Annotated in this window: 21 protein-coding genes; 12 read left to right on the top strand and 9 right to left on the bottom strand. The window is 49.1% G+C overall.

Annotation, left to right across the window (positions count from 1 at the left end):
* Positions 1–150 precede the first annotated feature (150 nt).
* A complete protein-coding gene (locus ACYVR3_RS09960) occupies positions 151–3,588 on the top strand; it encodes a DEAD/DEAH box helicase (protein ID WP_461244122.1) in 3,438 nt (1,145 codons plus the stop codon).
* 68 nt (positions 3,589–3,656) lie between these two features.
* Here the strand turns inward: ACYVR3_RS09960 and ACYVR3_RS09955 are convergent, their stop codons facing one another.
* The 4 genes from ACYVR3_RS09955 to ACYVR3_RS09940 form a co-directional block, all read right to left on the bottom strand.
* Positions 3,657–4,181 carry a dihydrofolate reductase family protein gene (locus ACYVR3_RS09955; protein WP_461244121.1) on the bottom strand — a complete coding sequence of 175 codons (525 nt, stop codon included), beginning with the start codon at positions 4,179–4,181 and terminating at the stop codon, positions 3,657–3,659.
* 20 nt (positions 4,182–4,201) lie between these two features.
* Positions 4,202–6,181, bottom strand: coding sequence for a GTP-binding protein (locus ACYVR3_RS09950; protein ID WP_461244120.1), 1,980 nt, complete (start codon positions 6,179–6,181; stop codon positions 4,202–4,204).
* A gap of 394 nt (positions 6,182–6,575) precedes the next feature.
* On the bottom strand, positions 6,576–7,382 hold the full coding sequence (locus ACYVR3_RS09945; RefSeq protein ID WP_461244119.1) for an aldo/keto reductase: 807 nt from the start codon (positions 7,380–7,382) through the stop codon (positions 6,576–6,578).
* Between the two features lie 212 nt (positions 7,383–7,594).
* Positions 7,595–8,728, bottom strand: coding sequence for a GGDEF domain-containing protein (locus ACYVR3_RS09940; protein WP_461244118.1), 1,134 nt, complete (start codon positions 8,726–8,728; stop codon positions 7,595–7,597).
* Positions 8,729–9,277: 549 nt separating this feature from the next.
* On the opposite strand from ACYVR3_RS09940, the gene ACYVR3_RS09935 reads away from it, so the two are divergent.
* Entirely contained in the window at positions 9,278–10,714 is a 1,437-nt protein-coding gene (locus ACYVR3_RS09935) for an NAD-dependent succinate-semialdehyde dehydrogenase (RefSeq protein WP_461244117.1), read from the top strand.
* A 79-nt stretch (positions 10,715–10,793) separates the two neighbouring features.
* Here the strand turns inward: ACYVR3_RS09935 and ACYVR3_RS09930 are convergent, their stop codons facing one another.
* On the bottom strand, positions 10,794–11,144 hold the full coding sequence (locus tag ACYVR3_RS09930; RefSeq protein WP_461244116.1) for a winged helix-turn-helix transcriptional regulator: 351 nt from the start codon (positions 11,142–11,144) through the stop codon (positions 10,794–10,796).
* A gap of 104 nt (positions 11,145–11,248) precedes the next feature.
* Between ACYVR3_RS09930 and ACYVR3_RS09925 the strand changes: the two genes are divergently transcribed.
* The 5 genes from ACYVR3_RS09925 to ACYVR3_RS09905 all read left to right on the top strand — a co-directional run bounded on the left by ACYVR3_RS09925 (position 11,249) and on the right by ACYVR3_RS09905 (position 16,480).
* Positions 11,249–11,836, top strand: a complete 588-nt coding sequence (locus tag ACYVR3_RS09925) for an NAD(P)H-dependent oxidoreductase (RefSeq protein ID WP_461244115.1) — start codon at positions 11,249–11,251, stop codon at positions 11,834–11,836.
* A gap of 144 nt (positions 11,837–11,980) precedes the next feature.
* Positions 11,981–12,718, top strand: a complete 738-nt coding sequence (locus tag ACYVR3_RS09920) for an NADPH-dependent oxidoreductase (RefSeq protein ID WP_461244114.1) — start codon at positions 11,981–11,983, stop codon at positions 12,716–12,718.
* A 213-nt stretch (positions 12,719–12,931) separates the two neighbouring features.
* Positions 12,932–14,101 carry a DUF2075 domain-containing protein gene (locus ACYVR3_RS09915; RefSeq protein WP_054735199.1) on the top strand — a complete coding sequence of 390 codons (1,170 nt, stop codon included), beginning with the start codon at positions 12,932–12,934 and terminating at the stop codon, positions 14,099–14,101.
* Between the two features lie 363 nt (positions 14,102–14,464).
* Positions 14,465–15,391, top strand: a complete 927-nt coding sequence (locus tag ACYVR3_RS09910; RefSeq protein WP_461244113.1) for an N-acetylmuramoyl-L-alanine amidase — start codon at positions 14,465–14,467, stop codon at positions 15,389–15,391.
* A gap of 198 nt (positions 15,392–15,589) precedes the next feature.
* Entirely contained in the window at positions 15,590–16,480 is an 891-nt protein-coding gene (locus ACYVR3_RS09905; RefSeq protein WP_461244112.1) for a diacylglycerol/lipid kinase family protein, read from the top strand.
* A 65-nt stretch (positions 16,481–16,545) separates the two neighbouring features.
* Here the strand turns inward: ACYVR3_RS09905 and ACYVR3_RS09900 are convergent, their stop codons facing one another.
* Both ACYVR3_RS09900 and ACYVR3_RS09895 read right to left on the bottom strand, forming a co-directional pair.
* Entirely contained in the window at positions 16,546–17,388 is an 843-nt protein-coding gene (locus ACYVR3_RS09900) for an MBL fold metallo-hydrolase (RefSeq protein ID WP_461244111.1), read from the bottom strand.
* A 266-nt stretch (positions 17,389–17,654) separates the two neighbouring features.
* Positions 17,655–18,137 carry a GyrI-like domain-containing protein gene (locus ACYVR3_RS09895; RefSeq protein ID WP_461244110.1) on the bottom strand — a complete coding sequence of 161 codons (483 nt, stop codon included), beginning with the start codon at positions 18,135–18,137 and terminating at the stop codon, positions 17,655–17,657.
* Between the two features lie 78 nt (positions 18,138–18,215).
* Between ACYVR3_RS09895 and ACYVR3_RS09890 the strand changes: the two genes are divergently transcribed.
* Both ACYVR3_RS09890 and ACYVR3_RS09885 read left to right on the top strand, forming a co-directional pair.
* Positions 18,216–19,172: a helix-turn-helix transcriptional regulator gene (locus ACYVR3_RS09890; RefSeq protein WP_461244109.1), complete on the top strand. Its 957-nt coding sequence runs from the start codon at positions 18,216–18,218 to the stop codon at positions 19,170–19,172.
* A gap of 97 nt (positions 19,173–19,269) precedes the next feature.
* Positions 19,270–20,184, top strand: coding sequence for a DMT family transporter (locus tag ACYVR3_RS09885; RefSeq protein ID WP_461244108.1), 915 nt, complete (start codon positions 19,270–19,272; stop codon positions 20,182–20,184).
* Positions 20,185–20,314: 130 nt separating this feature from the next.
* On the opposite strand, the gene ACYVR3_RS09880 is transcribed toward ACYVR3_RS09885, so the two are convergent.
* Entirely contained in the window at positions 20,315–20,779 is a 465-nt protein-coding gene (locus ACYVR3_RS09880; RefSeq protein ID WP_461244107.1) for a ferritin-like domain-containing protein, read from the bottom strand.
* Between the two features lie 273 nt (positions 20,780–21,052).
* Between ACYVR3_RS09880 and ACYVR3_RS09875 the strand changes: the two genes are divergently transcribed.
* From ACYVR3_RS09875 to ACYVR3_RS09865, 3 genes are all read left to right on the top strand, one after another.
* Positions 21,053–21,583 (top strand): RICIN domain-containing protein, encoded by a 531-nt coding sequence (locus tag ACYVR3_RS09875; protein WP_461244106.1) that lies wholly within the window; start codon positions 21,053–21,055, stop codon positions 21,581–21,583.
* A 73-nt stretch (positions 21,584–21,656) separates the two neighbouring features.
* Entirely contained in the window at positions 21,657–22,541 is an 885-nt protein-coding gene (locus ACYVR3_RS09870) for an SDR family NAD(P)-dependent oxidoreductase (protein ID WP_461244105.1), read from the top strand.
* Between the two features lie 21 nt (positions 22,542–22,562).
* Positions 22,563–23,129, top strand: coding sequence for a TetR/AcrR family transcriptional regulator (locus ACYVR3_RS09865; protein ID WP_461244104.1), 567 nt, complete (start codon positions 22,563–22,565; stop codon positions 23,127–23,129).
* 135 nt (positions 23,130–23,264) lie between these two features.
* On the opposite strand, the gene ACYVR3_RS09860 is transcribed toward ACYVR3_RS09865, so the two are convergent.
* Positions 23,265–23,978: an SDR family NAD(P)-dependent oxidoreductase gene (locus ACYVR3_RS09860; RefSeq protein WP_461244103.1), complete on the bottom strand. Its 714-nt coding sequence runs from the start codon at positions 23,976–23,978 to the stop codon at positions 23,265–23,267.
* Positions 23,979–24,046: the final 68 nt, after the last annotated feature.

The raw sequence follows: 24,046 nt of genomic DNA, 5'->3' as shown, positions 1-24,046 counted from the left end.
CGGCTCGCAACGCCTGTTTTTCCCATTTTACCATGACATTGCGGCATTTCACCAATTATCCTGATAAATTGATACTTAGACCTTCACCCCTAAAACTTGGTATAATGGAATCACGCAAAATTTTGAACGACATAAATGGAGGCTGTCAATTTGAATAACCGTGACATTCCCAATAAGATCCTAGCCCGCGGGCGTGAAATCGCGCGTGAAGGCGACTTGGATATTGATTACATCGATAATGTACAGCAAGAGGTGAACGCCACCGTTTACGGCACCTACGACTACGGCGTGACCGTCAGCTTTACTGGCCAAAACGACTACTGCGAATGCCCCTACTTTCCGGAGCACGGTTACTGCAAGCACATTGCGGCAGTGCTCTCCTTGTTGAAGACGCAGAAACGGCCAATCGAGCGCCTCTTTTCCGACGTTGATGATCGTGATAACTACGAAAATGACTTTTCCGGCGACTACCTCGGTAACAGCATGGCATTCGAGCAAGCGCTCGCCGAACACCCAGCCGCAGCTGCCCACGTTTACCCGAATAAGGAAACTTACAACGACTTACGGTTCCACCCTAAAAAATGGAACGCCTTTTTCGAGCAATATCCCGAATCAGCCGAACCATCACCTTTCGATGACAAGCCCAAGCCCTACCTCGATCCCGACATCGAGCGCTACTTTGCCCAGTACCAACCACAAAAGCAGATTTCCAGTGGGGCGTCATTTCTGCAAAACATTAACCTGCCAGAACCGCAGTATTTCAAACCCCTGACCGAAAACGAGACGACAGAGATGCCACTGGCGCTAGAAGTCACGCTCCGGTTCCTCCCCTACAGCATCTACTGGGGCAACTCGGACTACCGCGCCTTCGTCAGCCTCCGAATCGCCAGCCAGCAGCAGGGTAAGTTCTACAAAATTAGCAACATTGACAGTTTTTTGACCAAATACCTCACGGAAACCGACTACCAAACTGGTGGTAAGGCCCGGTTCCGGTTAACGCCAGCGGTCTTTTCCGAAGCCGAAAACCAAGTGCTGACGATTCTGAGCCACGGCACCCAACCCGATAGCCAGCGCTACCAAGGCACCGGTAACGACCGAAACCAGCAGCGCTTGTTAAATACCGGCGACCTCGCCCGCATCATTCCGGCATTCTCACAGGTCACTAGTTTCCGCTACGAGGCCGATCATGCTGTTTATGGTCAAGTCGACCTGACAGATTATCAGCCCGATAACGGCCTGCTTACCGCAGCGGTCACGACGACCGATAGCGGTTTTGAATTCACGTTACACAACGCCTTTGACGGCGCGCTAGCCGAAGAAAACCTCTTCACCAGCGCTGACCACTTCTTCCAACTTACCGCACCGCAGTACACGATGATCAGCGAGTTCCTTGACCGCTACGACCAAACCGCTGAGCGCGATGACGATGGCAGTTATGGCCTCCAATTTACGGCCGGCGAAGTTGACAGTCTCTTGCAGCTGATCACCTATTTCCAGCAGTTCGGGACCATTAACGATTTACCCGAAACGCTCGTTCAACCGCAAATGACGCCACACTTCGACCTCACCACGACTGGTAGCCTTCTCCGTCTCAAATTGACCTACGACTATGACGGTACGTTATACACCAAGGTGCAGTTAAACCAGGTCCCCGATGAAAAACGGCTGTTTGATAAGGAAACGCAGGCCGAAAGTTATCTCGGCTCCCTTGGCTTTACCGAGCAAGGTGACGTTTGGGAGAAGGATTTTACCGACCCCGAAACGCTCTACCAGTTCTTCGTGGCCGAACTGCCGAACCTGCAAAGTAACGGGGTCACCACGGTCACCGATGAGCTGCAGCAACGTTTGCGGTCCGGCAGTGACATCGAATCCGCCATCAACGTCAGTGAAGATAACGGCTTGCTGTCCGTGAACTTCTCACTGAAGGGCATCGATGAACAAGACGTTGATCAAGTGCTCCAACAGTTGGACGTCAACCGCCCCTACATTGCCCGTTCAGACGGTAGCATCATGTTGGTGGAAAACGACCTCAAGCAACTGAACCAGGCGTTGATTAGCTTACGGCACCAAGGCGAACTGCATCACGGCCAAATTAAAGTCAATGCCGCTCAAGCGCTAGCGGTCCAAGCAGCTGTTGGCGATACAGCGGAGTTTGACGCCAACTTTAAGCGGTTGTCGCAAGACCTCGCGCATCCAGAAGCATTTGACATCAGCGATGAAGCGCCGGTTCAAGCCACGTTACGGCCGTACCAGGTGACCGGGGTCAAGTGGTTTGAAATGCTGAATAGTCACGGTTTCGGTGGTATTTTAGCCGATGAAATGGGACTTGGGAAAACGTTGCAGATGATTACCTTCTTGAATAATCATTTGGACGCTGACCACCCTGATTTGGTGGTTTCACCCGCCTCACTGATCTACAACTGGTTAGCTGAATTTCATAAATTCGCGCCGGATATTCAGGTCGCCGTGGTGGATGGCAATAAGGAACAACGCCGCGAAATCATCGCCAACACGACTAACACCGTGTTGATCACCAGCTACAACAGCGCCCGACGTGACGTAGCGTTATACAACGACCGCGGCATCAACTACCTCGTGCTCGATGAAGCGCAGTTCGTTAAAAACAGCACCACGAAGACCCATCAAGAGCTCCGGCAACTCTCCCGGCGCAACACCTACGCCCTTTCTGGGACACCAATCGAAAACCGGACGGAAGAACTCTGGTCGATTTTCGAACTCGTGATGCCGGGCCTGTTACCAAACAAGAAGGCCTTCCACAAATTGACCCCCGACGACATCGCTATCCGGGTCAAACCGTTCATTTTACGACGGGAAAAGGAAGCCGTTTTAACCGACTTACCGCCAAAAATCGAAACCAACCTCACCAACGACATGACGCCGGAACAAAAGACCGTTTACCTCGCCCAACTGCAACAGATGCAGGTCAAAGTGCGGGGGATGTCATCCTCTAAATTCGTGAAGAATCGCATCGAAATCCTAGCCGGGTTGACCCGACTCCGGCAAATCTGTGACACGCCAGCCCTCTACATGGATGACTACAACGGCACTTCCGGCAAACTGGAACAGTTGATTGAATTACTGCATCAAGCAGTTGATAATAACCGTCACGTCTTGATCTTTTCACAGTTCACTAGTATGCTAGGCATCATCGAAGACCATCTCCAACAAGCCAAGCTACCCACTTACGTCCTAAAGGGTGATACTAAACCCAAGGATCGGTTGGCCATGGTGGATGCCTTCAACGCCGGTGAAAAATCAATCTTCCTAATTTCGTTAAAAGCCGGTGGAACCGGGCTCAACCTGACCGGCGCCGACATGGTGATCTTGGTCGACCTCTGGTGGAACCCTGCCGTGGAAGACCAAGCCACCGCCCGGGCACACCGGATCGGCCAACACCACCAAGTGGACGTTTACCGGTTGATCACCCAAGGCACGATTGAAGAGCAAATCTACAAACTGCAAGAACAGAAACGTGACCTTGTGGATCAGATCCTCAGCGGTACCCAGAATAAGGGTGCGTTGACCGAGGATGAGATTCGTGAGATTTTGGGCATTGAAGCGGAATAGTGCCTTTAAATTCAAAAAAGCTGATTCAAACGCCAATCATGGTCGTTTGAATCAGCTTTTTTGATGTCCTAAAGTCGTTTCAAATGCAGCTCCGTCAACTCACCCATCCGCGTCGTCTCAACTAACGCCAACCGCTGACTGTAATCACCAGTTGGAAACAGGCGCTTCCCTCGGCCTAACAGGACTGGCGCGATTTGAACCCAGAGGTCATCAACTAATCCCGCCGTTAGTAGTGCCGTCAAGATCTCGCCACCACCGACGATCCAGATACCGCTGCCAACCTGTTGTCGCAACGCTTGAACAACCGCAGCCGGATCATCATTGACGTAACGCCCTTCATCGATCGTTCCCGTCTTGGTCCGCGAGAAGATCACCTTTTCTTTGCCGGGATAAAACGGTGCATCATCACCCAACAACGCTAACGTGGTTTCGTAGGTCACCCGGCCCATCACTAGCGTATCAATCTTTTGCTCGAACGCTTCGTAGGTCGATTGGCCGTCTAAATTAGTATCAAACAACCACTGTAAGTTGTCCTGTTCATCTGACAAGTAACCATCTAAGCTCATCGCGCCGTAAAAGTAGACTGGTCGCATCGTGTCGTCCCCCAATCAAATTAGTTCATTGCTGCCAACTCAGCCGCCGTAAACACGTACGGATAGTGCGCCATCTCCGGCAACCGGTCCCAACGTACCGGATAACCGGCGCCATGGGCACAGAACACGGAATCTGGGGTATTTGGCACATCCCCCACTGGATCGTAACCCTGGTCGGCCACAACCGTTTCGGCATCATGCGCTGGTTGATAACCAGCAACTAAGCACTCCAATTGTCCCTTACCATGGGTGTAGGCGTTGACCGTTTGCGAATAGCCCTGCATCGTGGCGACCGGCGCCGTCCCAGTTAACGTCGTCAGGCCAGTCGTTGCGTCCGTTTCTGGCGTCTCAAACGTGCCGTTCATCCGCTGAATATCCGTCATCGCGCGACCAACTTGATCCTGCGCCACCACTAGCCGGAACTGGTACCACGGCTCCAACAGCTGGCAACCGCCACGTTCCCGCAACGTCATCAAACCCTGCCGAACCGCCCGCCAAGTGGCTTCCCGGAAGTCGCCACCCACGGAGTGCACGATGCTGGCCCGACCACCAACAAGCGTAATCGTCATGTCCGTAATCGGCGACCCGGTCAGTACACCAAGTTGTTCCTTTGCCCGTAAGTTGGTCAGTACCTGATGCTGCCAGTTACGACCAAGCACCTCAAGCGAACAGTCCGCCGCAAACGTCAGCCCACTCCCCCGCGGTGCCGGTTGCATCAACAAGTGCACCTCAGCATAGTGCCGCAACGGCTCAAAGTGACCAACCCCTTCAACGGCTTCGGTAATGGTCTCACGGTACAAAATACTCCCAGCATCAAAGCCCACATCCAACTGGAAGCGATCCGCCAACAACTGCTGCAAAATCTCCAACTGAACGGTCCCCATCAACTGCACTCGTAACTCCTGTAGCTGACTCGACCACGCCACGTGCAACTGCGGATCTTCATCCGCTAACTGTTGCAGTGCCGCCAAACAGTCGTGAATATCGTGGGCTTTCGGATCCAGCGTGTAAGTCAACACCGGTTGCATGGCCGGTGCCAACGCATCGTCAACGTTCCCCAGTCCTTGACCGGGATAGGTATCCGTGAGGGCCGGAATTACGCAAATGCCGCTGGTGACTTCTGGCTGAACCGTGTATTTGGTCCCATTATAAGTTCGCAACTGGTTCACCTTTTGGTCGTCGAGGATCACCGCTTTGGGCTTCAAACTGCCACCCAGCATCCGGAGCCAGGTTAAACGTTCACCCTTTTCGTCATGAGAAATCTTAAACACCCGCGCACCAAAATCTTCAATAACCGGCGTTTCCCGAGTCCATTTTGCCAGCCCAGCTAAGAAATTATCAACGCCGTCCAACTTCAACGCAGCGCCAAAGTAGCACGGAAAGATCGCCCGTTGTTGAATTAAATCCCGCACGCTATCATCTGAAAGTTCGCCAGTTTCGAGGAAGCTATCTAATAGCTTTTCATCATGTAACGTAATTTCCTCATCCGCGCCCTCAGGCAACTCAGTTGAAACGGTCGTCATCTCCGGCGTATCAAACGCCACACAGCCATCCGATAGCTCTGCTTGTAGTTGCGCTAAAATCGCGTCCCGGTCAGCCCCAACCGCGTCCATCTTATTCACAAAAATCACCGTGGGCACGTTGTACCGCGCCAGTAACCGCCATAGCGTTCGCGTATACCCCTGAACGCCATCAGTTGCTGACACCACCAAAATCGCGTAGTCCAGCACACTCAACACCTGCTCCGTCTGACTCGCAAAGTCCACGTGTCCCGGGGTGTCCAGTAACGTTAAATTCAGATCCTGGTATTTCAATTGTGCCTGATGGGAAAAGATCGTAATGCCCCGCTGTTTCTCTAGGTCATCCGAATCCAAAAAGGCGTCACCCTTATCTACCCGGCCAAGCTCTCGCACCGTCCCAGCGCGATAAAGCAACGCCTCTGACAGCGTCGTCTTACCGGCATCCACGTGGGCCACGATGCCCGTAATAATGTCTGTCATATTGTTTAATAGCCTCTTTTTCGTCCAGTTTATGGTTATCTTTTAGTTTAATGGAACAGCCCCCGACAATCAACTTAGACGGTTGCTTGTCGGGGGCTGTTTTAGTAGTGGATTTGTGCGGCATTTAGGTGTTAGATTTTGCCGTAATTTGTTTAAAAGGTGGTCCAACACGAGGCTGACAAGAAAGTCTATATTGGTAAGCATCGAACTAATTTCTTAACTCAAAGTAAGTTAAAGGTTTTATTTAATTTCAAGACTGTTATCTAGCCTAAACGCGCGCCAAAACTCAGGTCCCGGCCAGATAAGAGAATAGGCCCATAGATTCCCAAACCAGGAATCCACGGGCCTATTCTCTTATCTTCTGGGACCTAAACGAGTTTTGTCCCGCTCTCTATTAGTCGTAATTCAAATGTTTATCTTGATCCAAAGCGTTAATTTCAGCAATTTCGGCTGCGGTCAGGTTGAACCCAGTGATTTCAAAGTTCTCTCGTACCCGAGCTGGCTTCGATGACTTCGGGAAGACCACGAAACCGGTGTCGACTTGCCAACGCAAGACGATTTGGGCTGGTGACTTGCCGTATTTATCAGCTAACTTGGTAATGACTGGGTCTTCGAGGATCAAGTGGCCGTGGCCAATTGGAGAGTAGCCTTCATTGACGATGCCGTTGTCCGTGTCAAATTTACCCAGTTTAGCCTGGACCTTGTAGGGGTGGCGTTCGATCTGGTTGACCATCGGCTTAACCTTGGCCATCGCAAATACCTTTTCCAATTGGTCTTCAGAGAAGTTGGAGACCCCAATGGCCCGAACCTTCTTTTGTTGATAGAGGGTTTCCAGTGCACGCCAAGTGTCCAGCGTCAGGTCGAAGTTGTCCTCGTTTGGCCAGTGGATCAAGTAGAGATCCAGATAGTCTAACTGTAAGTCGGTCAACGTCTTGTCAAAGGCTGCTAACGTCTTGTCGTAGCCCTGATCGGCATTCCAGACCTTCGATGTGATAAACAGGTCGGAACGATCGATCCCAGAAGCCTTGATTGCCGCACCAACGGCGGGTTCATTGCCATAAATATGGGCGCAGTCAAGATGCCGGTAACCCGCATCCAGCGCCGTCTTGATTGCTGCAGGGACGTCCTTACTGTCGATTAAATAAGTGCCAAATCCCAACATGGGGATGGTCACGCCGTTGCTTAATTGTGTCGTTTCCATGTCATTACCTCGCTCTTCAAAATTTTATGCCATAAGACTATAGTACACCACGCCACCGTCAGTTTCACGGCAGCCGAATTAGGAATTGTCGGCTGGTGACCGCATATAGGAAGACCGTTTTGGGCGCATGCACTCAGCTATGAACTCGTCAAACTTTCTAAAAAAGCGCAACGACTAAAAAGCCATTGCGCCAATGATCATTCAAAATTAAGTTACTCCGCCAAAACGGTCCCCTCAACCGAGGTACAGTCCCGACCTTCACGTTTAGCCTGATACAAATAGTGATCCGCGCGTTTAAACTGCGCTGTCGGATTAGGATCCGTCGCCTGGGCCAACGTTACGCCAAAGGAACAAGTAATGTGAACCGCATCGCCCTTACTGGTGAGGATCACCATCTGGCGAACCAGTTGCTGACACGCTTTAACAACTTCAGTCGCCTGTTCGATCGTGGTATCCGGCATCACGATGGCGAACTCTTCACCACCGGTACGGTAGAACTGATAGTCGGTATTTTTCGACTGTAAGAACTGCATCATTTGACCCGATAACGTGATCAGGACTTGGTTACCGGTTAAGTGGCCGTACGTATCGTTAATGGCCTTGAAATAGTCAATGTCAAAGACAATCAGTGCCGGCCGCTCCGTTTGACGCGCGAAGTTGTCGTTGAGGTCGGACTGGAATGTGCCCCAGTTCCGGGCCTGCGTTAATGCGTCATACTGCACCTCCCGGGTCAACTTCGCGACGATCCGCTGATCCTTTTGCTGGTACTGGTCGTAATCGACGAACGCGAGGTAGGCCCAAACGAACCCCACGTAGTTCACCACGATCTGCATCACCGTTGCCCGTGGTTGGTAGTACATGCCGATCACGGTCCAGTAAATAGCCCCCACGATCATCGGTGGCACGATCAGTAAACTTGGATGGCGATTAAGGACCTCGCCATACCAGTGCATACTGTAAATCAGCAAAAAGGATAAAAAGTAAAACGGCACGATTTTTAACGTTAGGGCGTTGGTTGTCGCAAATAACAACGCCCCCACGACCTGAATCAGCAGGAAACTACCAAACGTATCCACCAGCATACTAGCAGACAATAACACGACCAATTGTAAATTCAATAACACCCAGCTCTGCGATAACGTCGCATTCAGTTCCAACACGCGCAGCAGAACCAGTACAATGCAGATATAGACAATCTGCGGTATGACTTGTCGGGTTAAATTAAGGTCGCGCTTCACCCGAACCTGGCGTTGGGTGCCCAAAGCAATCTGCGTATTGACCGTCGCAAATCCCAGGGTACCAATCACCACGAAAAACATTTCTCTAAAATAATCGATCCATATCAATTTGGTATACTCCTCTTTATCCAAACCGACCGTGGGTTATACAAACGTTGGTTCATTTGAACAACGTAACCGGCCCACGGTCACCCAGCCAACGCGGTTTAACGCCGCCATCGACTTCTCGCGCCACACCCCGCTCATGAATCAGCGGTATCTGGTTAGCAGTTAATCGCTCTTCAACTATTATATGATAAAAATTCTTAATAAGGCGTTCAAATTAAACATTCTTTCCATTAATGTCCTAAAAAGTGACACTTCACCTCACAAGTTAAACAAACTTTCCGGTTATCGTCAACGGTTCGCGCCCGTAAATTAACCTTAAGTACTGATGGTGCCTTAACTTAATCTGCATGATGCGGTTAAGCCGCCGTATGTATTTAACATCACAATCAAAATAATTGTAACCGCATACAAAACCAGTTATCCTACCAATATAGTCCCATCGACACCGGCTATAACACCAATGTGATGAGATACGCATCGCTAGCTAGCTTAGACATCGAGCACCATCAATCTTGATATCGTTGATAAACTGATTAGGAGGATCATACTATGGCCTATGCAACTATTAATCCGTACAATAACGAAGTCGTTAAAGAATATCCTTACGCAACCGATGAAGAACTCCGCGAAGCGTTAACGGTTGGTCACGATCTTTATAAGACCATGCGTCACCAACCCGTTGCCGAACGCGCAAAGATCTTACACAACGTTGCAGCTAAACTACGTGAACATGCTGATGAACTCGCCCGCGCTTGTACCATTGATATGGGGAAGTTGCTCCGTGAATCCGAAGGTGAAGTGGAACTCTGTGCCATGATTGCCGACTGGTTCGCTGATCACGGCGAAGAAATTTTGACCCCAGAAGTCCTAGACACGATTGCCACTGGTCACGCCCAGATTCGCCATTCCGCAACCGGCGTCGTGATGATGGTAGAACCATGGAACTTCCCATACTACCAAATCATGCGGGTCTTCGCACCAAACTACATCGTTGGGAATCCAATGATTCTTAAGCACGCCGCTAACACACCAACCTCAGCGCAAATGTTCGCTGACGTGGTGCTTGAAGCCGGTGCACCTAAGGGCGCGTTGACCAACCTCTTCTTGTCATACGACCAAGTTACAGAAGCCATCGAAGATCCTCGGGTTCAGGGCGTGGCGTTGACCGGTTCCGAACGTGGTGGGACTGCTGTGGCCCAAGCTGCTGGGAAGAATTTGAAAAAGAACACCATGGAACTTGGTGGAATGGATCCATTCATCGTGCTCGACGACGCCAACATGGACGACGTGATCGACATCGCATGGCGGGCACGGCTCTATAACACCGGCCAAGTCTGCACGTCATCCAAGCGGTTTATCGTGCTGGATAACGTCTACGATGAATTTGTGGACGCGTTGAAGGAGAAGTTCAGCAAGGTCGTTCCTGGCGACCCACTGGATCCAAACACTTCCCTTGCGCCAATGAACACCAAGCGTGCTAAGGAAAAACTCCAGAAGCAACTCGACGACGCCATCGCTGCCGGCGCCAACGTAGTTTACGGTAACGAACCAATTGACTTACCAGGTCAATTCTTCATGCCAACCATTTTGACCGACATCGACCGCAACAATCCAGCCTACGCGCAAGAAATGTTTGGCCCAGTTGCGGCTGTCTACAAGGTGCACTCTGAAGCCGAAGCCATTCAATTGGCTAACGACAACCCATACGGTTTAGGCGGCATCGTCTTCGCCGGCGACCCTGATCACGGCACTGAAGTTGCAGCCCAAATCGAAACTGGGATGGTCTTCGTTAACAACTTCATGGTGACCTTACCAGAATTACCATTCGGTGGTGTGAAACTCTCCGGCTACGGCCGTGAAATGAGCCACATCGGCGAAATGGCCTTCACTAACGAACAATTAATCGTTACAGCCGACAAGCCAAACCTCGACAACGTTGCGGGTGGCTTGGTGGCGACTGATCCGGTGACGGAACCGGTGAAGTAGTAGATCGTTTAAATTCAAACAATAACGTCAAATACCGTGGCTTTCAAAATTGAAGGCCACGGTATTTTTTTGCATATCACTAACTTTCACGCATCCCCATCTGCGTCTCCCCCCACGTACAAATCAAATCCATCACGGGAATCAACGACTGTCCGCACGCCGTCAAACTATACTCGACCTTGGGTGGAATCTGGGGATATTCTTTTCGCAGAATCAGGCCATCCGCTTCCAGCTCTCGCAACGTATTGGTCAGCGTCTTAAACGAAATGGGCGTCAAGACGCGCTTTAACGCATTATAACGAATCGGACCATGGTTGAGGGCCAAGGCGTAAAGGGTCTGCATCTTATACTTCCCGCCAATCAACCGTAGCGTATACGCGAAGCCCGTATCCTTGAGCTGATTATCCTTAATATAGTCAATATCAGGCATCTTACACTCTCCTTTGGGTGAGTACCGCACTTTCATTACCGTACTTGTTTGCCGATTTAGTATACCATACACTAAATTTCAGTAAACCAAAGGAGGTTCTTCTCATGAAGACCATTATTTATGCTCACCCTTACGAAAAAAGTTTCAATCATGCGATTTTGACCAAGCTGACCACTTACTTTGACCAAACGCAGCAGGCTTATCAGGTAATCGACCTCTACAAGGACGACTTTAACCCCCGATACTCGAAAGAAGAGTTGCGGCTGTTTAGTCGCGGTGAAACACCTTACGAGCTCGTTAAACACTACCAACACTTGATTGCCCAATCTGACGAACTCCTATTCATCGCCCCAATTTGGTGGCACCAGGTTCCTGCTGAATTGAAGGGCTTCTTTGACAAAGTGATGTTGAAGGGGTTTGCGTACGAAGAGGATCCTGAATGGCGTGGCTTACTGACTTACATTAATCAGGCAACCGTGATTACAACCGCAACGATTACCAAAAACGATTTACTGACAACTTCTGGTAACCCGATTCAAGGTAATCTGATCAACCGCGTATTTGCAGATATTGGCATCGCCCCCGCTAACACGAATTGGATTCACTTTGGGGAAGCTAACATTACAACTGATGCTGTTCGTCAGCAGTTTTTGACCGATTTACCTGAGCTTTATGTTCACGGGCAGCTTTAGTATCTTCTATCCTGGCTCTGGACAAGTCACTAATCATTACCCGTTACAGCAACCAGACCATTAATCATCGAGATGAAATCGCTTTATAATTCCGGATAAAACGTGCTATGATGACCCTAATCACAATCAACTGGAGGTCATCACATGGATACGCAACTCACCACCCAACTTAACCACCGTTCCGTCCGCCACTTCAAGGATCAGCCCATTCCGGAAACCACCCTGTCAGAACTGATTCAAGTTGCGCAACACACCGCAACCTCGCACTTTTTGCAGTCGTTTAGCGTGATCAGCATTCAAGATCCCGCGATTCGCCAACAAGTCGCTGAGATCAGTGGCCAGCCCTACGTTAATGGTAACGGGCACCTGTTCATCTTCGTTATCGATCAGTACCGCGCAGCAACGTTGGCGCAGGCCGATGACGTAAGTGAGTTAGGGTCAGCTGATAAGTTCATGCAGGCGGCTTCCGATGCCATTTTAGCGGTGCAGAATTTGGTAAATGCGGCCGAAAATCTCGGCTTAGGAACAGTAGTGCTGGGCAGTATTTTAAACGATCCACTGGCTCTAATTGAGCTGTTGAAGTTGCCAAAATACACCTTCCCAGTTCTCGGCGTTATGGTGGGGTATCCTGATCAGGCAACGCAACCGAAACCACGGATGCCACAATCGATGATGCACTTCACTGACAGCTATTCACCAGAAGCAGCGGTGGCTGCTATCAGCGATTACGATCTGACGATTCGCGACTACTACGCCAATCGGTCGTCCAATGCCCGGGAGGAGACCTTCACTAACCTCCTAACGAAATCGGCAACTACTTCGCCTAGAAAGCGGCATGAGATTCTATCCGCCTTACATCAACAAGGTTTCTTATTAAAGTAACTAGTTTGCTAGCTATCTACAAACAGCTTAAAAAAGACGCCAATCAGTCATTATCGGCCTGATTGCCGTCTTTTTCTTGTGCTTTCAAACGAACCATCACCAATGAGAATCCCCAATCATTTTTCACCCGAAATGGTTTCTCCGCCCTGAACTGTGCTAAAATGACTATCGCTTGCTAACTTACAACCTAGGAGTTTTTATCTAATGAAAGAAATGAACAAGATCCTCAAAAAGCAGTTCTTCGTTGACGACCTGTCCGACGATCAAAAAGCTGTGATCACCAACATTAACGACTACATTAACCAAGGCCTCACCCGGAAAGAACACTCCGTCGCCATCATCGAAGGCGCCGCTGGAACTGGAAAATCAGTCGTCTTGATGGAATTGGTTCGCCAATACATGACCGATAAGCGCTACAAGACTTCGCTGGTGGTTAACCACCCCGAACTCTACAAAGCATACCGTGAAATTGGCGCTGCCATTCCCGGCATGGACGTGATGGCTATCCGCCGACCAACGTCACTGATCAACTTCGCGCAAAAGAACCACAAACACTACGACGTGATCTTCGTCGACGAAGCGCACCTACTTTACTCAAAGTCGGAACCTTACGCTCATTATCGTGGCGAAAACCAACTGACTGACTTGATGAATCTCGCTAAAGTCGTCGTGGTCGTGTACGATTTCGACCAAGTGTTCCAGTCTAAGATGTACTGGGACCAAAAGCTGCTCTTCGATACCATTGGTAGCCACCCTTACAAGCTGTTCAGCATGAACTTCCAGTACCGGATGGTCGCCAGCAACGAACAAGTCGCTTGGATGGATGATTTGACCGCTGAAAAGCCAATGAAGCCCTTCCCGAACAATAGTGACTTTGAGTTTAAGGTATTTGACAAAGCCGGTGACTTGTTTGAAAACATCAAGAAGCGCAACAAGGAAGTCGGCATGAGCCGGGTGATTGCCACTTCTGGCTTCCCACGGATCGACGGCCGCCACAACGTTGAAATGGACACCTTCAACCTGCCTTGGGACGAATGGGACCCCCAACGGACGCCTTGGGCCAAGCGAGAAGGCTCGATCACCCAAGTTGGGACGATTTACACGCTGCAAGGGTTCGATCTGAACTATGCGGGGATGATTATCGGCCCATCATTCGGCTATGATAAAGCCACCGACACCATGACGATTATTCCTGAAAAGTACTCCCACAAGGAGATTTTCAAGAAACGTAAGGATCGCAAGTTCACGCAAGACGAGTACAAGGCCTTCATCGCCAACGTCTTGAACGTGCTGATCAAGCGTGGGAAATACGGTTTGTACCTGACCGCTTACGATGATGCGTTGCGGGCACGGTTGATTGAACTGTATCAGGAAAGTAAGTAATCAAATTTCAAAAAACGGCTAAATGACATAGCACCTATTGAAAAATAGGTCGTGTGTCGTTTGGCCGTTTTTTTGAATATTCACATTGTTGACTGCCGCCTTCAATATACGTTATGTTCTCCGTTAAAACCTAACTGTATCGTTCAACCAGTACGTGAAATTTCAACCGTTATTCCAGTATCACCGCCCGGCATTCACTCGTTCGCAATGATGCCCCTTATTTTTCTCTGAGACCTATACACTAATGAAAAATAGTAATAAAATTGAGCTAATTTAATAATAAGTCGATCAACGCAGTCTGCTTTGACCGACGACTTAATTAACCGACAGTTTTTCAACGACTGTGGAAAGTAGGGGCGCGTTATGGGACATTCGTTAAGAACACTTATTTTGGGTTTCGCAGGTGGGTTATTGGGGTTAGGTGCGGTGGCAACAACTGCCAACGCAACGACCGTGAGTTCAAAAATTCAAACTGCCAAAGTTGAATCGGTTCAAACCTACAAGGCAACCAAGTACTATACCAAGTTTAATTTAACGACGGGCAACGTCTATACGTCGCGGTATCTAAAGAATTACAGTCATAATCTGGCCAACTATCCGAATACCACTTGGTACTCAACCGAAAAGGCCACGTTACTTAAAACTAACGGTAAAAAAGCCGAGTACCGTTATATCTATAACGCCAACAAATCAGTCAAGGGCTGGGTCTGGTGGCAAAATCTGCAAACGAAGCCAGCGCCAAAGGTCAAAACGCAGTATTTACTGGTCATGGGCCACGGTGCTGGTGACGCGGGTGCTCGCGGTAACGGGACGACCGAAGCAACTTACCTCCGGAATAAGATGCTACCAAAATTGAAAAAGTATGCCGCTGAAGTTTCGAACGTTAAAATTACGTTCTACAACCCAAGTCACGACATCGTCAAGGACACACTGACCTACCACAAAGGCTCATATGACATCAACAAGAAGACCAAGGTCATCATGTTCCACTTGGATGCCGCTGGCGGTCATGGTGGCCACGTGATTATTCATAGCAAGACCCCAACCGCTCGTGATCGGCGTTTAGTGAGTGTGATTAAAAAATATATCGGCTTAAATCCGGCCTATCAAGGTTATAGCTTCCGAACCAACCTAAATAACTGCAACGTCTTGCGGAAACGCGGTATTGATTACAGTTTAATTGAGACGGCCTTTATTGATAACAAGTCCGATTTCACCAAGTTGAATAAGCACTTGGATCAGATTGCTAAAGGGTATATTGAAGCGATTGCGGATCGGCAGATTAAGTAATAGGCATAAAAAAGAAACTGCACTCAACTATTGAGTTGCGGTTTCTTTTTTATGCGCCTCTTCTCCCTCGCCTCACCACAAATATCCCCAAAATTCCTAACCCATTTTCACCCAATCGCCCCACCCCAGTACCTCCCAACACCCATTCCTACCCCCACATGTTACACTATTGCCAAATGATATAGGGGGGTCAAAGTTATGACATCATACGCCTTGATTTTCAACCCACACGCCGGTCACAATGGGGCAACGGCGGTGGCGGATCGAATCGCACAACGGATTAAAGCAGCGGGTCACCAAGTCGACAAGCAGCCAACGTCGCGGCCAGGTGACGCCACCACTTTAGCATTTACCACACTAGCCGACGTTGCTGTTGCCATTGGGGGAGATGGCACGATTAACGAAGTCGCGGCTGGGTTAGTTAAACGTCGCAAGCCACCAAAGTTGGGCATCATTCCGCAGGGCACCGTCAACAACCTCGCCCGGGTGCTCCATATTCCGCTAACGGCGGATGCTGCTCTGGACAACCTCCTCGAAGGTCAGCCACACCCCCTCGACATCGGCATGGTCAACGACCAAGTCATGATCTCAACCATGACCCTCGGCGTACTGGCAAATGCCGCCGTATCGGTCTCCCAAAAGGAAAAACAGCGTTTCGGCCCGTTCGTTTTCCTCACCCGTGGTCTGCGAAGCCTCAGTAAGAACCAACACTGGCACCTCACCATCGATAGCGCTGATGGCACGTGGGAGCGCAATACCGCCTTTCTGCTGGTGACCATGACCAATTCCGTTGGTGGCTTCTTGAACTTCGCCCCGCAGGCCAAACCGGACGATGGCTTCTTCCACGTCTTTGTCGCCCCCAAAATGACCTGGCGACGGACCCTATTGCTGATGCCGTACTTTCTAACCGGTAACTTCAGCAAGCTTCCCGGCATGACCTACTTTGCAACCAGTCAACTCACGATCACCAGCCCCACCGCCCGACTAAAAAGTCGGATTGATGGCGATCCGAGTGACCGCCTGCCGTTGAAAATGCGGGTGATTTCGGATAAGGTGCAGGTGATAGTGAAGCCGGCATTATTACCGTAATTTAAAAAGCGTGCTCTAGAATTTCAGCAATGAAATTCTAGAGCACGCTTTATTTGATTAACCATTTAATTTCGAATAACCGCATGCGCACTACTCCAAAGTGAACCCGTGTTCACGTAATTTGGATAAAATGCCAACATGTTTTGATAAAGTTCCTCGGCCGTTTTAGCATCTGCAGCAAGCCGATTAAAGTCACTGATGTATTTGATTGTTTGATCTAAGATTGCCGGATTATCGTCGTTATCAGGGTTCTTGTGCCCCGCCACCACAAACTGTGGCTGTAACGTCTTCAAGTGCTCGTTTGCCTTGATCCAGTTATTCCGAGCAGCCAAAGTGGTTTCTTGCATGTAGGCGTGAATGCCGTTGTAAGTGGCATCACCCGCAACAACTAGCTTAATATCCGGTACCCATAAGCTGGTGGTATCGTGGGTGTCCGTAAAACCGTCTTGAATTATCTCGATGCGGTGTCCTTCCAACTCAAATTGGTCACTCACAACATCATCAACGCCAACGATTGGGCTTGGCAGGCTACCAGGAAATAGTGGTTCCCACGTCCCGGCGATGTTGGCCGGCGTCATAACTGCAGGAATGCCATCAGCAGTTGCGCGGGTGCCAATGATCCGCGCACCCGGAAAGGCCGCCTTGACCATCCCGGCACCGAAGAAGTGATCGGCGTGGGCGTGCGTCAGGTAAATATATTTGACAGTCACGTGATGGTCCTTGATCCAATCGATCAGTTCTTGATTGGCAACCTTCGTCATGTACGTATCAACCAACACCGCCTCTTGGTCGCCATAGATCAAAGTCGACGTGTTCGACACCCACTGGAGGGCCTTCGTGTCTTCAGGGATGCCACGGGTCACCCCGTTGCGCCGATTATTCAAAACATCATAGTTTAAACTGCTCATTATCGTTGACCTCCGCATTATCATTGCTATTTAATGACTAAAAATCATGCTATTTATAATAAAAACCTAAACTGGCTGATCAACCTCGACAACTATACTGCAAGTTGATTCTAAATCCAAGCAAAAATACTCACGTTTTCCGGTTTTATATATTAAGCGGTAATTCATCATCAACTTAAAAATAGCGATTTGAAAGACTTCAGCCGCTTAATTGTCATGGCTGATTCTTCAAATCGCTATTAATAAATTTATGCTAATGTCGATATTTACTTCGCTTGCACCGGAATCCACAACTCACCGTGCACCCCGTCCGCATCCGTACTCAATTCAACCGACGCATTCGGTCCACCAACGTAGGCGTAATTATCGTTGTTCGGTAATACTTGCCCAAACGCCTCGCCTTCCAGTCGACCAAACAATTCCCCTGGCGTTGCCGCAGTCCCAGCCACCACCAAGTACTGCGCATCCGGAAAGGCAATGCTCCGTGCGCCAGCTGGTGCTTCGGCATCGGATTGCACACCGGCGTAGTACCACATTTCGTCTTGGTAGGCTTCATTGATGGCGAATAGCTTAGAATCAGGCGCAAGGTCGGTCAGTTGCTTCAACCGGCCATCAGCCTCGGCATCCGCCCACAATTCTGCTTTTTGGCGAACGATTTGCGTGAATTTGTCATCACCAGTTCCATATTGAACGGTGCGGCCAAAGCCAATGAGGTTAAATGCGGTTTTGTGTTGAATCGAAAAAGTCATAATTGTTAGCTCCCTTTAGTTGATAGTGCTATCATAAGTCGCAAACGTATCATTACTTGAGACCTTTGGGAGAAAACCATGAAAAAAAGTTTACGCATCCAAACCGAAATGCGCTTTATCAACAATCGGGAACGGTTTACGATTGCTGACCTGCAAGCCGAGTTTGATATCTCACGCGCCACGGCGATTCGTGACCTCCAAGAAATCGAAACCTTAGGCTTGCCACTCACCAGCCAACCAGGCCACGGCGGCGGTTACGCCGTGCTCCGCAATCAAACGTTAGTCCACGTCCAGTTCAATCAGTCCGAACTAGCCGCCCTCTTCACAGCCATGCAGGCATCAACGAACACCCAACTCCCCTTCCTGAAGAGTCGCCAGGCCATCGTCGAAAAACTCCTCAGTCAAGCGAGTCCAGCTCAACGCGCTCAACTCCTCGCCCTCCGACAGATTCTGATATTTGAAAATACCAACCCCGATGACCCCGACCTACTGGAACTCACCGATCATGCGCCAGATCAATTGGCACCGTTGATTGAACTGGCAACAACCACGCCTAACTTAACTTTCAATTACACGAAACCGGACAACACCGTCACTACCCGCCACGTTTACCTACTACATATCTACCAGCGACAAGCCCGGTGGTATTTAGAAGGCTTAGACCGCGACCGTCACGCCAAGCGGTTGTTTCGGGTCGACCACATCACCCAACTTGTGGCAGATGACGATGCCAAACCATTAACGAAGCAGACGATTGCCGAATGGACCCGAGACGTTGCGTTCAACGTTGACCTCACGTTAGATACCACCGCCATTCAACGCTTCCGCCGGTGGCACCAGCCTGGTCGCCGGCTACAGTTTTTAGATCCGTATCAGCAACAAGCACGGTTACAGGATACGGTTAACGTTGCGAATCCGGATGCCGTGGCGATGTATGCGGATTGGGTGCTGTTTCTGGGTGATGGGGTGAATGCGGTGCAGTTGCCAGAAGTAGTACGAGCGCAGTTGCGACAGAAGTTGGCGCGGTGGCGGTAGCACCGCTGATCATCCATCTGGGCTATTAATAACCTATTTGAATCACCACAAATAAGCTATAATTAACCCTATTACTTATACAGAACGGAGACGCAACATGGCACATCAACATACTCGCACCATCGTCCTAGGTAGTTTGGCTGCGCTTGGTTGCGAAACCTTATATGGACTAAGCTACATCTTTACGAAACAAGCAACCAATAGCGCTAGTCCCATCGCACTATTGGGTTGGCGGTTCTTAATTGCCTTTATCGTGATGACTGGCTTGATCGTTGCCGGGGTCATTCACGTCAATCTGGCAGGCAAAAAACTTCGACCGCTCCTCTTAGTTGCCATTTTTGATCCAGTCCTCTACTTCATTGGCGAAACCTTTGGCATCAGCCACACGACGGCTTCGGAAAGTGGGGTCTTTCTAGCCTGTATCCCAGTGGCGGCCTTGCTTGCATCGGCATTGATTCTTCACAACTACCCGAGTCGCCAACAAGTAATCGGCATCTTGATCACCTTAATTGGGGTAATCATTACCGTGATTGCCGCCGGTGCCAGCGCCAGTCTGTCGATCATTGGCTACCTGTTCTTATTTCTAGCGGTCATCACCTATGCGCTATACAGCGTCTACGTTGAAAAGGCCGAAGCTTACACTGGTATCGAAATCACCTACATCATGCTGGCGGCTGGTGCGATCGTCTTTGTCGTCATGGCGCTTGGTGAAGCGCTGATTCACGGTAACCTCCAATCTTTACTAAGCCTGCCAATAACCAACAAGCGTTTCACCATCGCCGTCTTATATCAAGGAATCGGCAGTTCAGTACTAGCCCTGTTTTTATCAAATTACGCCATCGCTAAAATCGGTGTGAATAAGACTGCCTCGTTCATTGGGGTATCAACCGTTGTGTCAATTGTGGCTGGTATTTTGTTACTTGGTGAAGCCTTCAGTAGCGCTCAGTTGATTGGTGCCGTTGTCATTATCTGTGGCGTGTATACTGCAAATAATACGTTTCATTTCAAATAATATCGCTTAAAAAAAGTCTGGTCGTTTGGTGATCAGGCTTTTTTAGTAATCTATCACGACCGACCGTAACAAAAAAGATCCCCATTCAGGAGATCTTCCGCATGACTTAAATTCGTTTTACAAACACTGACTAATCATTAACCTGCCCAATCTGCTCAATCAGATAATTTTCCATTCCGATATCCTTGATCAAACCAAGGTGCTTCTCAAGCCACAGCTTATGCCCCGCTTCTTCAACAATAAAGGTTTGAATCATCTTGCGCGTCGTATAATCATCGTCAAATAACGCCGCTAAGCGATCCAAAGCACCCTCGTTTTCACCGATAAAGCCCTGATACGTTGATTCAAGCTGTTCCTTAATATCGGTGTAGATTGGTAACGCATCCGTCGCTGGTTGTGGGGTGTAACCCAGTTCAACCAACCGTTTAACAATCGTTTGGGCATCCTCAAAGTCCTCTTTGGCTTCACCCTCTAAAACATCCGCTAGTTTCCCATAGCCGCGCTTTCGATCAAGTTCAGCTTGAATAATTCCCTGCTGAGCAGTCTTGAACCACGTCTGTGCTAAACCCTGAAGTGCATCTAACTTTGCTGTCATGATGAAGCCTCCAATTCGTTATTTGATAATTTTAAAATTAAATTTATGGTACAGCAGCCACTGTTGCTAATCAATTATTGCGATCGCTTTCGTTTAGTCAAATTGAATCCATTTTGGAAATCAAATAAAAAAGAGTTGCTTTTAACTGACTAATCAGTTACTATTGATTCATTGATAAATGACTTAAATAATTTTACTTAATTCGGTGAGCGTTAACTCGCCATTTATTTTAAGTTTTAAAAGACTAACTAATCAGTTATAGGAGAAAATCAAATGAACGCAAGCACCATTTTAATCGCCGACGCCGTTGTCGTTGCCGGTTTGACTGCCGTCTTTGGCCACCGACTCATCAAAAATTATCACCGTAAAATTGAAACGCCGGATGCTTACATGATCAAAAACGTGAAATCTGGGCTAGTTATTCGGCCAAAAGATGCTGGAATCGCTGATGGCGTTCCAATCATTCAATACACGCCGCAAAACTGGGAATGCACCACTTGGCAGATGATTAAAATTGACGAGGAGACCTACCTCCTCAAGGACCTTTATACTCAAAAATCCTTTGCGCCGGTTGGTGAACCCGTTGCCGGTACCCAATTAGCACAACGCCCAATCGGTGGCGACAAGCACCAACACTGGCAATTTAACCGACAAGATGACGGCACCTACACGATTCAACTTGCCGGTAGTGACCTGTACATCACCAGCACCTCAAGCACCGTTGATGATCGACTGGTTCTACAACCAGCCAGCGATGACGCGGATCAACGTTGGACCTTAACGCAACAACATCCCATCATCTAACACCACCTCCCTAGTTCTGTTAGATCACCCAATTCAATCAACTTTCCCCAACTCAAAAATAAGGAGTAAATCTATGTCTAAAATTATGTTAATTACCGGTGCCACCGACGGAATCGGAAAAATCACCGCTCAAGAACTCGCAGCCAAAGGCAACCAAGTGATTATCCACGGTCGTAATGAACAAAAAGCCCAACGCGTAGTTGCTGAACTCAAAGCCGCAACCGGCAATCAAAACGTCAGTTATTTGATTGCCGACCTCTTCTCAATGAAGGCGATTAAACAGATGGTCACTGAATTTAACACCCAGTTTGACCACCTTGACGTTCTAATCAACAACGCCGGTGCGGTTCTCGATGCCAAGCGGTTTGAAACCGTAGATGGAATCGAAGGCACGATGGCGTTGAACGTGATGGCGCCACTGCTGCTGGCCGAATTATTATTACCACAGTTACGCAAATCAACTGACGGCCGGATCATCAATATGTCCTCTGGCACTCACCGCATGGCACGCCCTGATATGCACGACCTTAACTTGGAACACGTTGACTCGGGCCAAACGCGGTACGGCATCAGCAAGTTATTTGTCATCTGGAACACGCAACACCTGGCAGCTCAACTGCAACAGGCTGGCATCACCAACGTGACGGTTAACGTTTCACACCCTGGGATGGCAACGACCAATTTCGGCCAAGACAGTGACAATGGCTTTTGGGACAACCTGATTTATAAAGTCGCTATCAGAATTGGCAAGACCTTCCACATTGCTACCCCAGAACAGGGCGCTGTCACCAACGTCTACCTAGCCTCTGATGATGCAGTAAAGGGCGTTAGTGGCAAATTCTTCGATAATAAAAAGCGGCAAATTCAGCCCGCAACCCGGGAATACTCCCCTGCTAAAGAGCTGATGCTGTGGAACTACTGCATGGCCCAAATCCAACCTTGGATTGACGAAAACTGATTAATCAGTTAAGGTTAGCCTATGAGAACAAAAGACGAAAATAAAATCAAAGCCATTAAAGAAGCCGTCATCGTGTTGTGCGAAGCAGATGGCTTCACCAACCTGACTACAGCCAAAGTCGCCAAGCGTGCCGGTGTTAGTCCCGCAACCATCTACCTCTACTATCAAGATAAGACCGACCTGTTGAGTCGCTTATACGAGGAAGTCAAAGATGATCTGCATAAAGGACTCGCTGGCGCAATTGCGGCTGCCGGTTCGGACCTAGAAGCTCAGGTCCGGGCAATGTTGCGCTATTCAATCACTCAGACGCAGCAGTATCCTAAAGAAGCCCACTTCGTTTCCGCACTGTGGACGAATCAGGAGCTATTGGATGATGCAGCCCGCGCCTATGGTCAAACCGCTGCTGGATCACTGGTAAAGTTGTATCAACAAATTGCCGCTTCGCCCGACTTTATTGATGCACCAGAGGTCATCGTGGCGAGTTTTGCGACCGTGCCACAGCTGGTTTTGCAGACGGCTAATGATGCGGTTGATGATGCGACGATTGCGCAAACCATTGATCTTGTGGTTAAAGTATTGAAACGTTAATAAGCCGATAAATAGCGCATGCCCGCGATAGGCATGCGCTATTTATGTGTCCTCTTTTTTGAGTCAGTCTTTGATATTACACTGTTGATGGCAGTTTTGACAGATCACTATAAATCTAGCTAACTATTTGATTGACTACCACGGCACAATGCCATCAATATCTGAAAACGTCCCCGAATCAATCAACGTCGTCGCGGTCGCTAACGCAACTGTACGTGCCACTCCCACCTGCACGGTCCGGTTACCGCCACCACCGCCGAAACTAGTATCAACCCACCCTGGATTGACGGCGTTGACTGTAAGTGGCGTCCCCTCAAACTCTGCAGCGAGCTTAATCGTGAACATATTGACCGCTGCTTTAGAGGCCTGATAACCGGACGCCTGGAGCTTATGGATACTGGTATCGGGATCACTAGCGAGGGCCAGCGATCCAACAGCACTGGAGATGTTAATAATCCGGCCAGCTGGGGCCGCCTTCAAGAGTGGCAAGAAAACCTGAGTAACGTCCATCATGCCAAAATAATTCACGTCAAAATCTTGGCGAATGGCATTTATAGATACCTCAGAAGGTTTCGTATCATGGTCAACCGCAACGCCAGCGTTATTGATGAGAATGTCCAACTGTGGGTTGAGTTTTGATTTCGCAGCAACAATCGATTCATGATCCGTGACATCTAACTGCACCGCTTCTGCTTGAACCCCAGCAGCCTTAAGTCGGGTTGCCGCGTCCTGTCCACGCGCTAGATTCCTAGAGCCAACGTAGATATACTGCCCTTTCAACCCAATTTCTAGTGCCAATTCATACCCCATTCCTCGATCCGCACCGGTAATTAGCGTCTTAATCGTCATGTCCCCATCTTCCTTTTCTGTTATGATGAAGCTACTATATCAACCTAACGTAACGGGAGGTCAAGCTA

The organism is Secundilactobacillus muriivasis (assembly GCF_054785195.1).
Note: the sequence above shows the minus strand (reverse complement) of the source record. Positions and strands in the feature narration are given on the sequence as shown.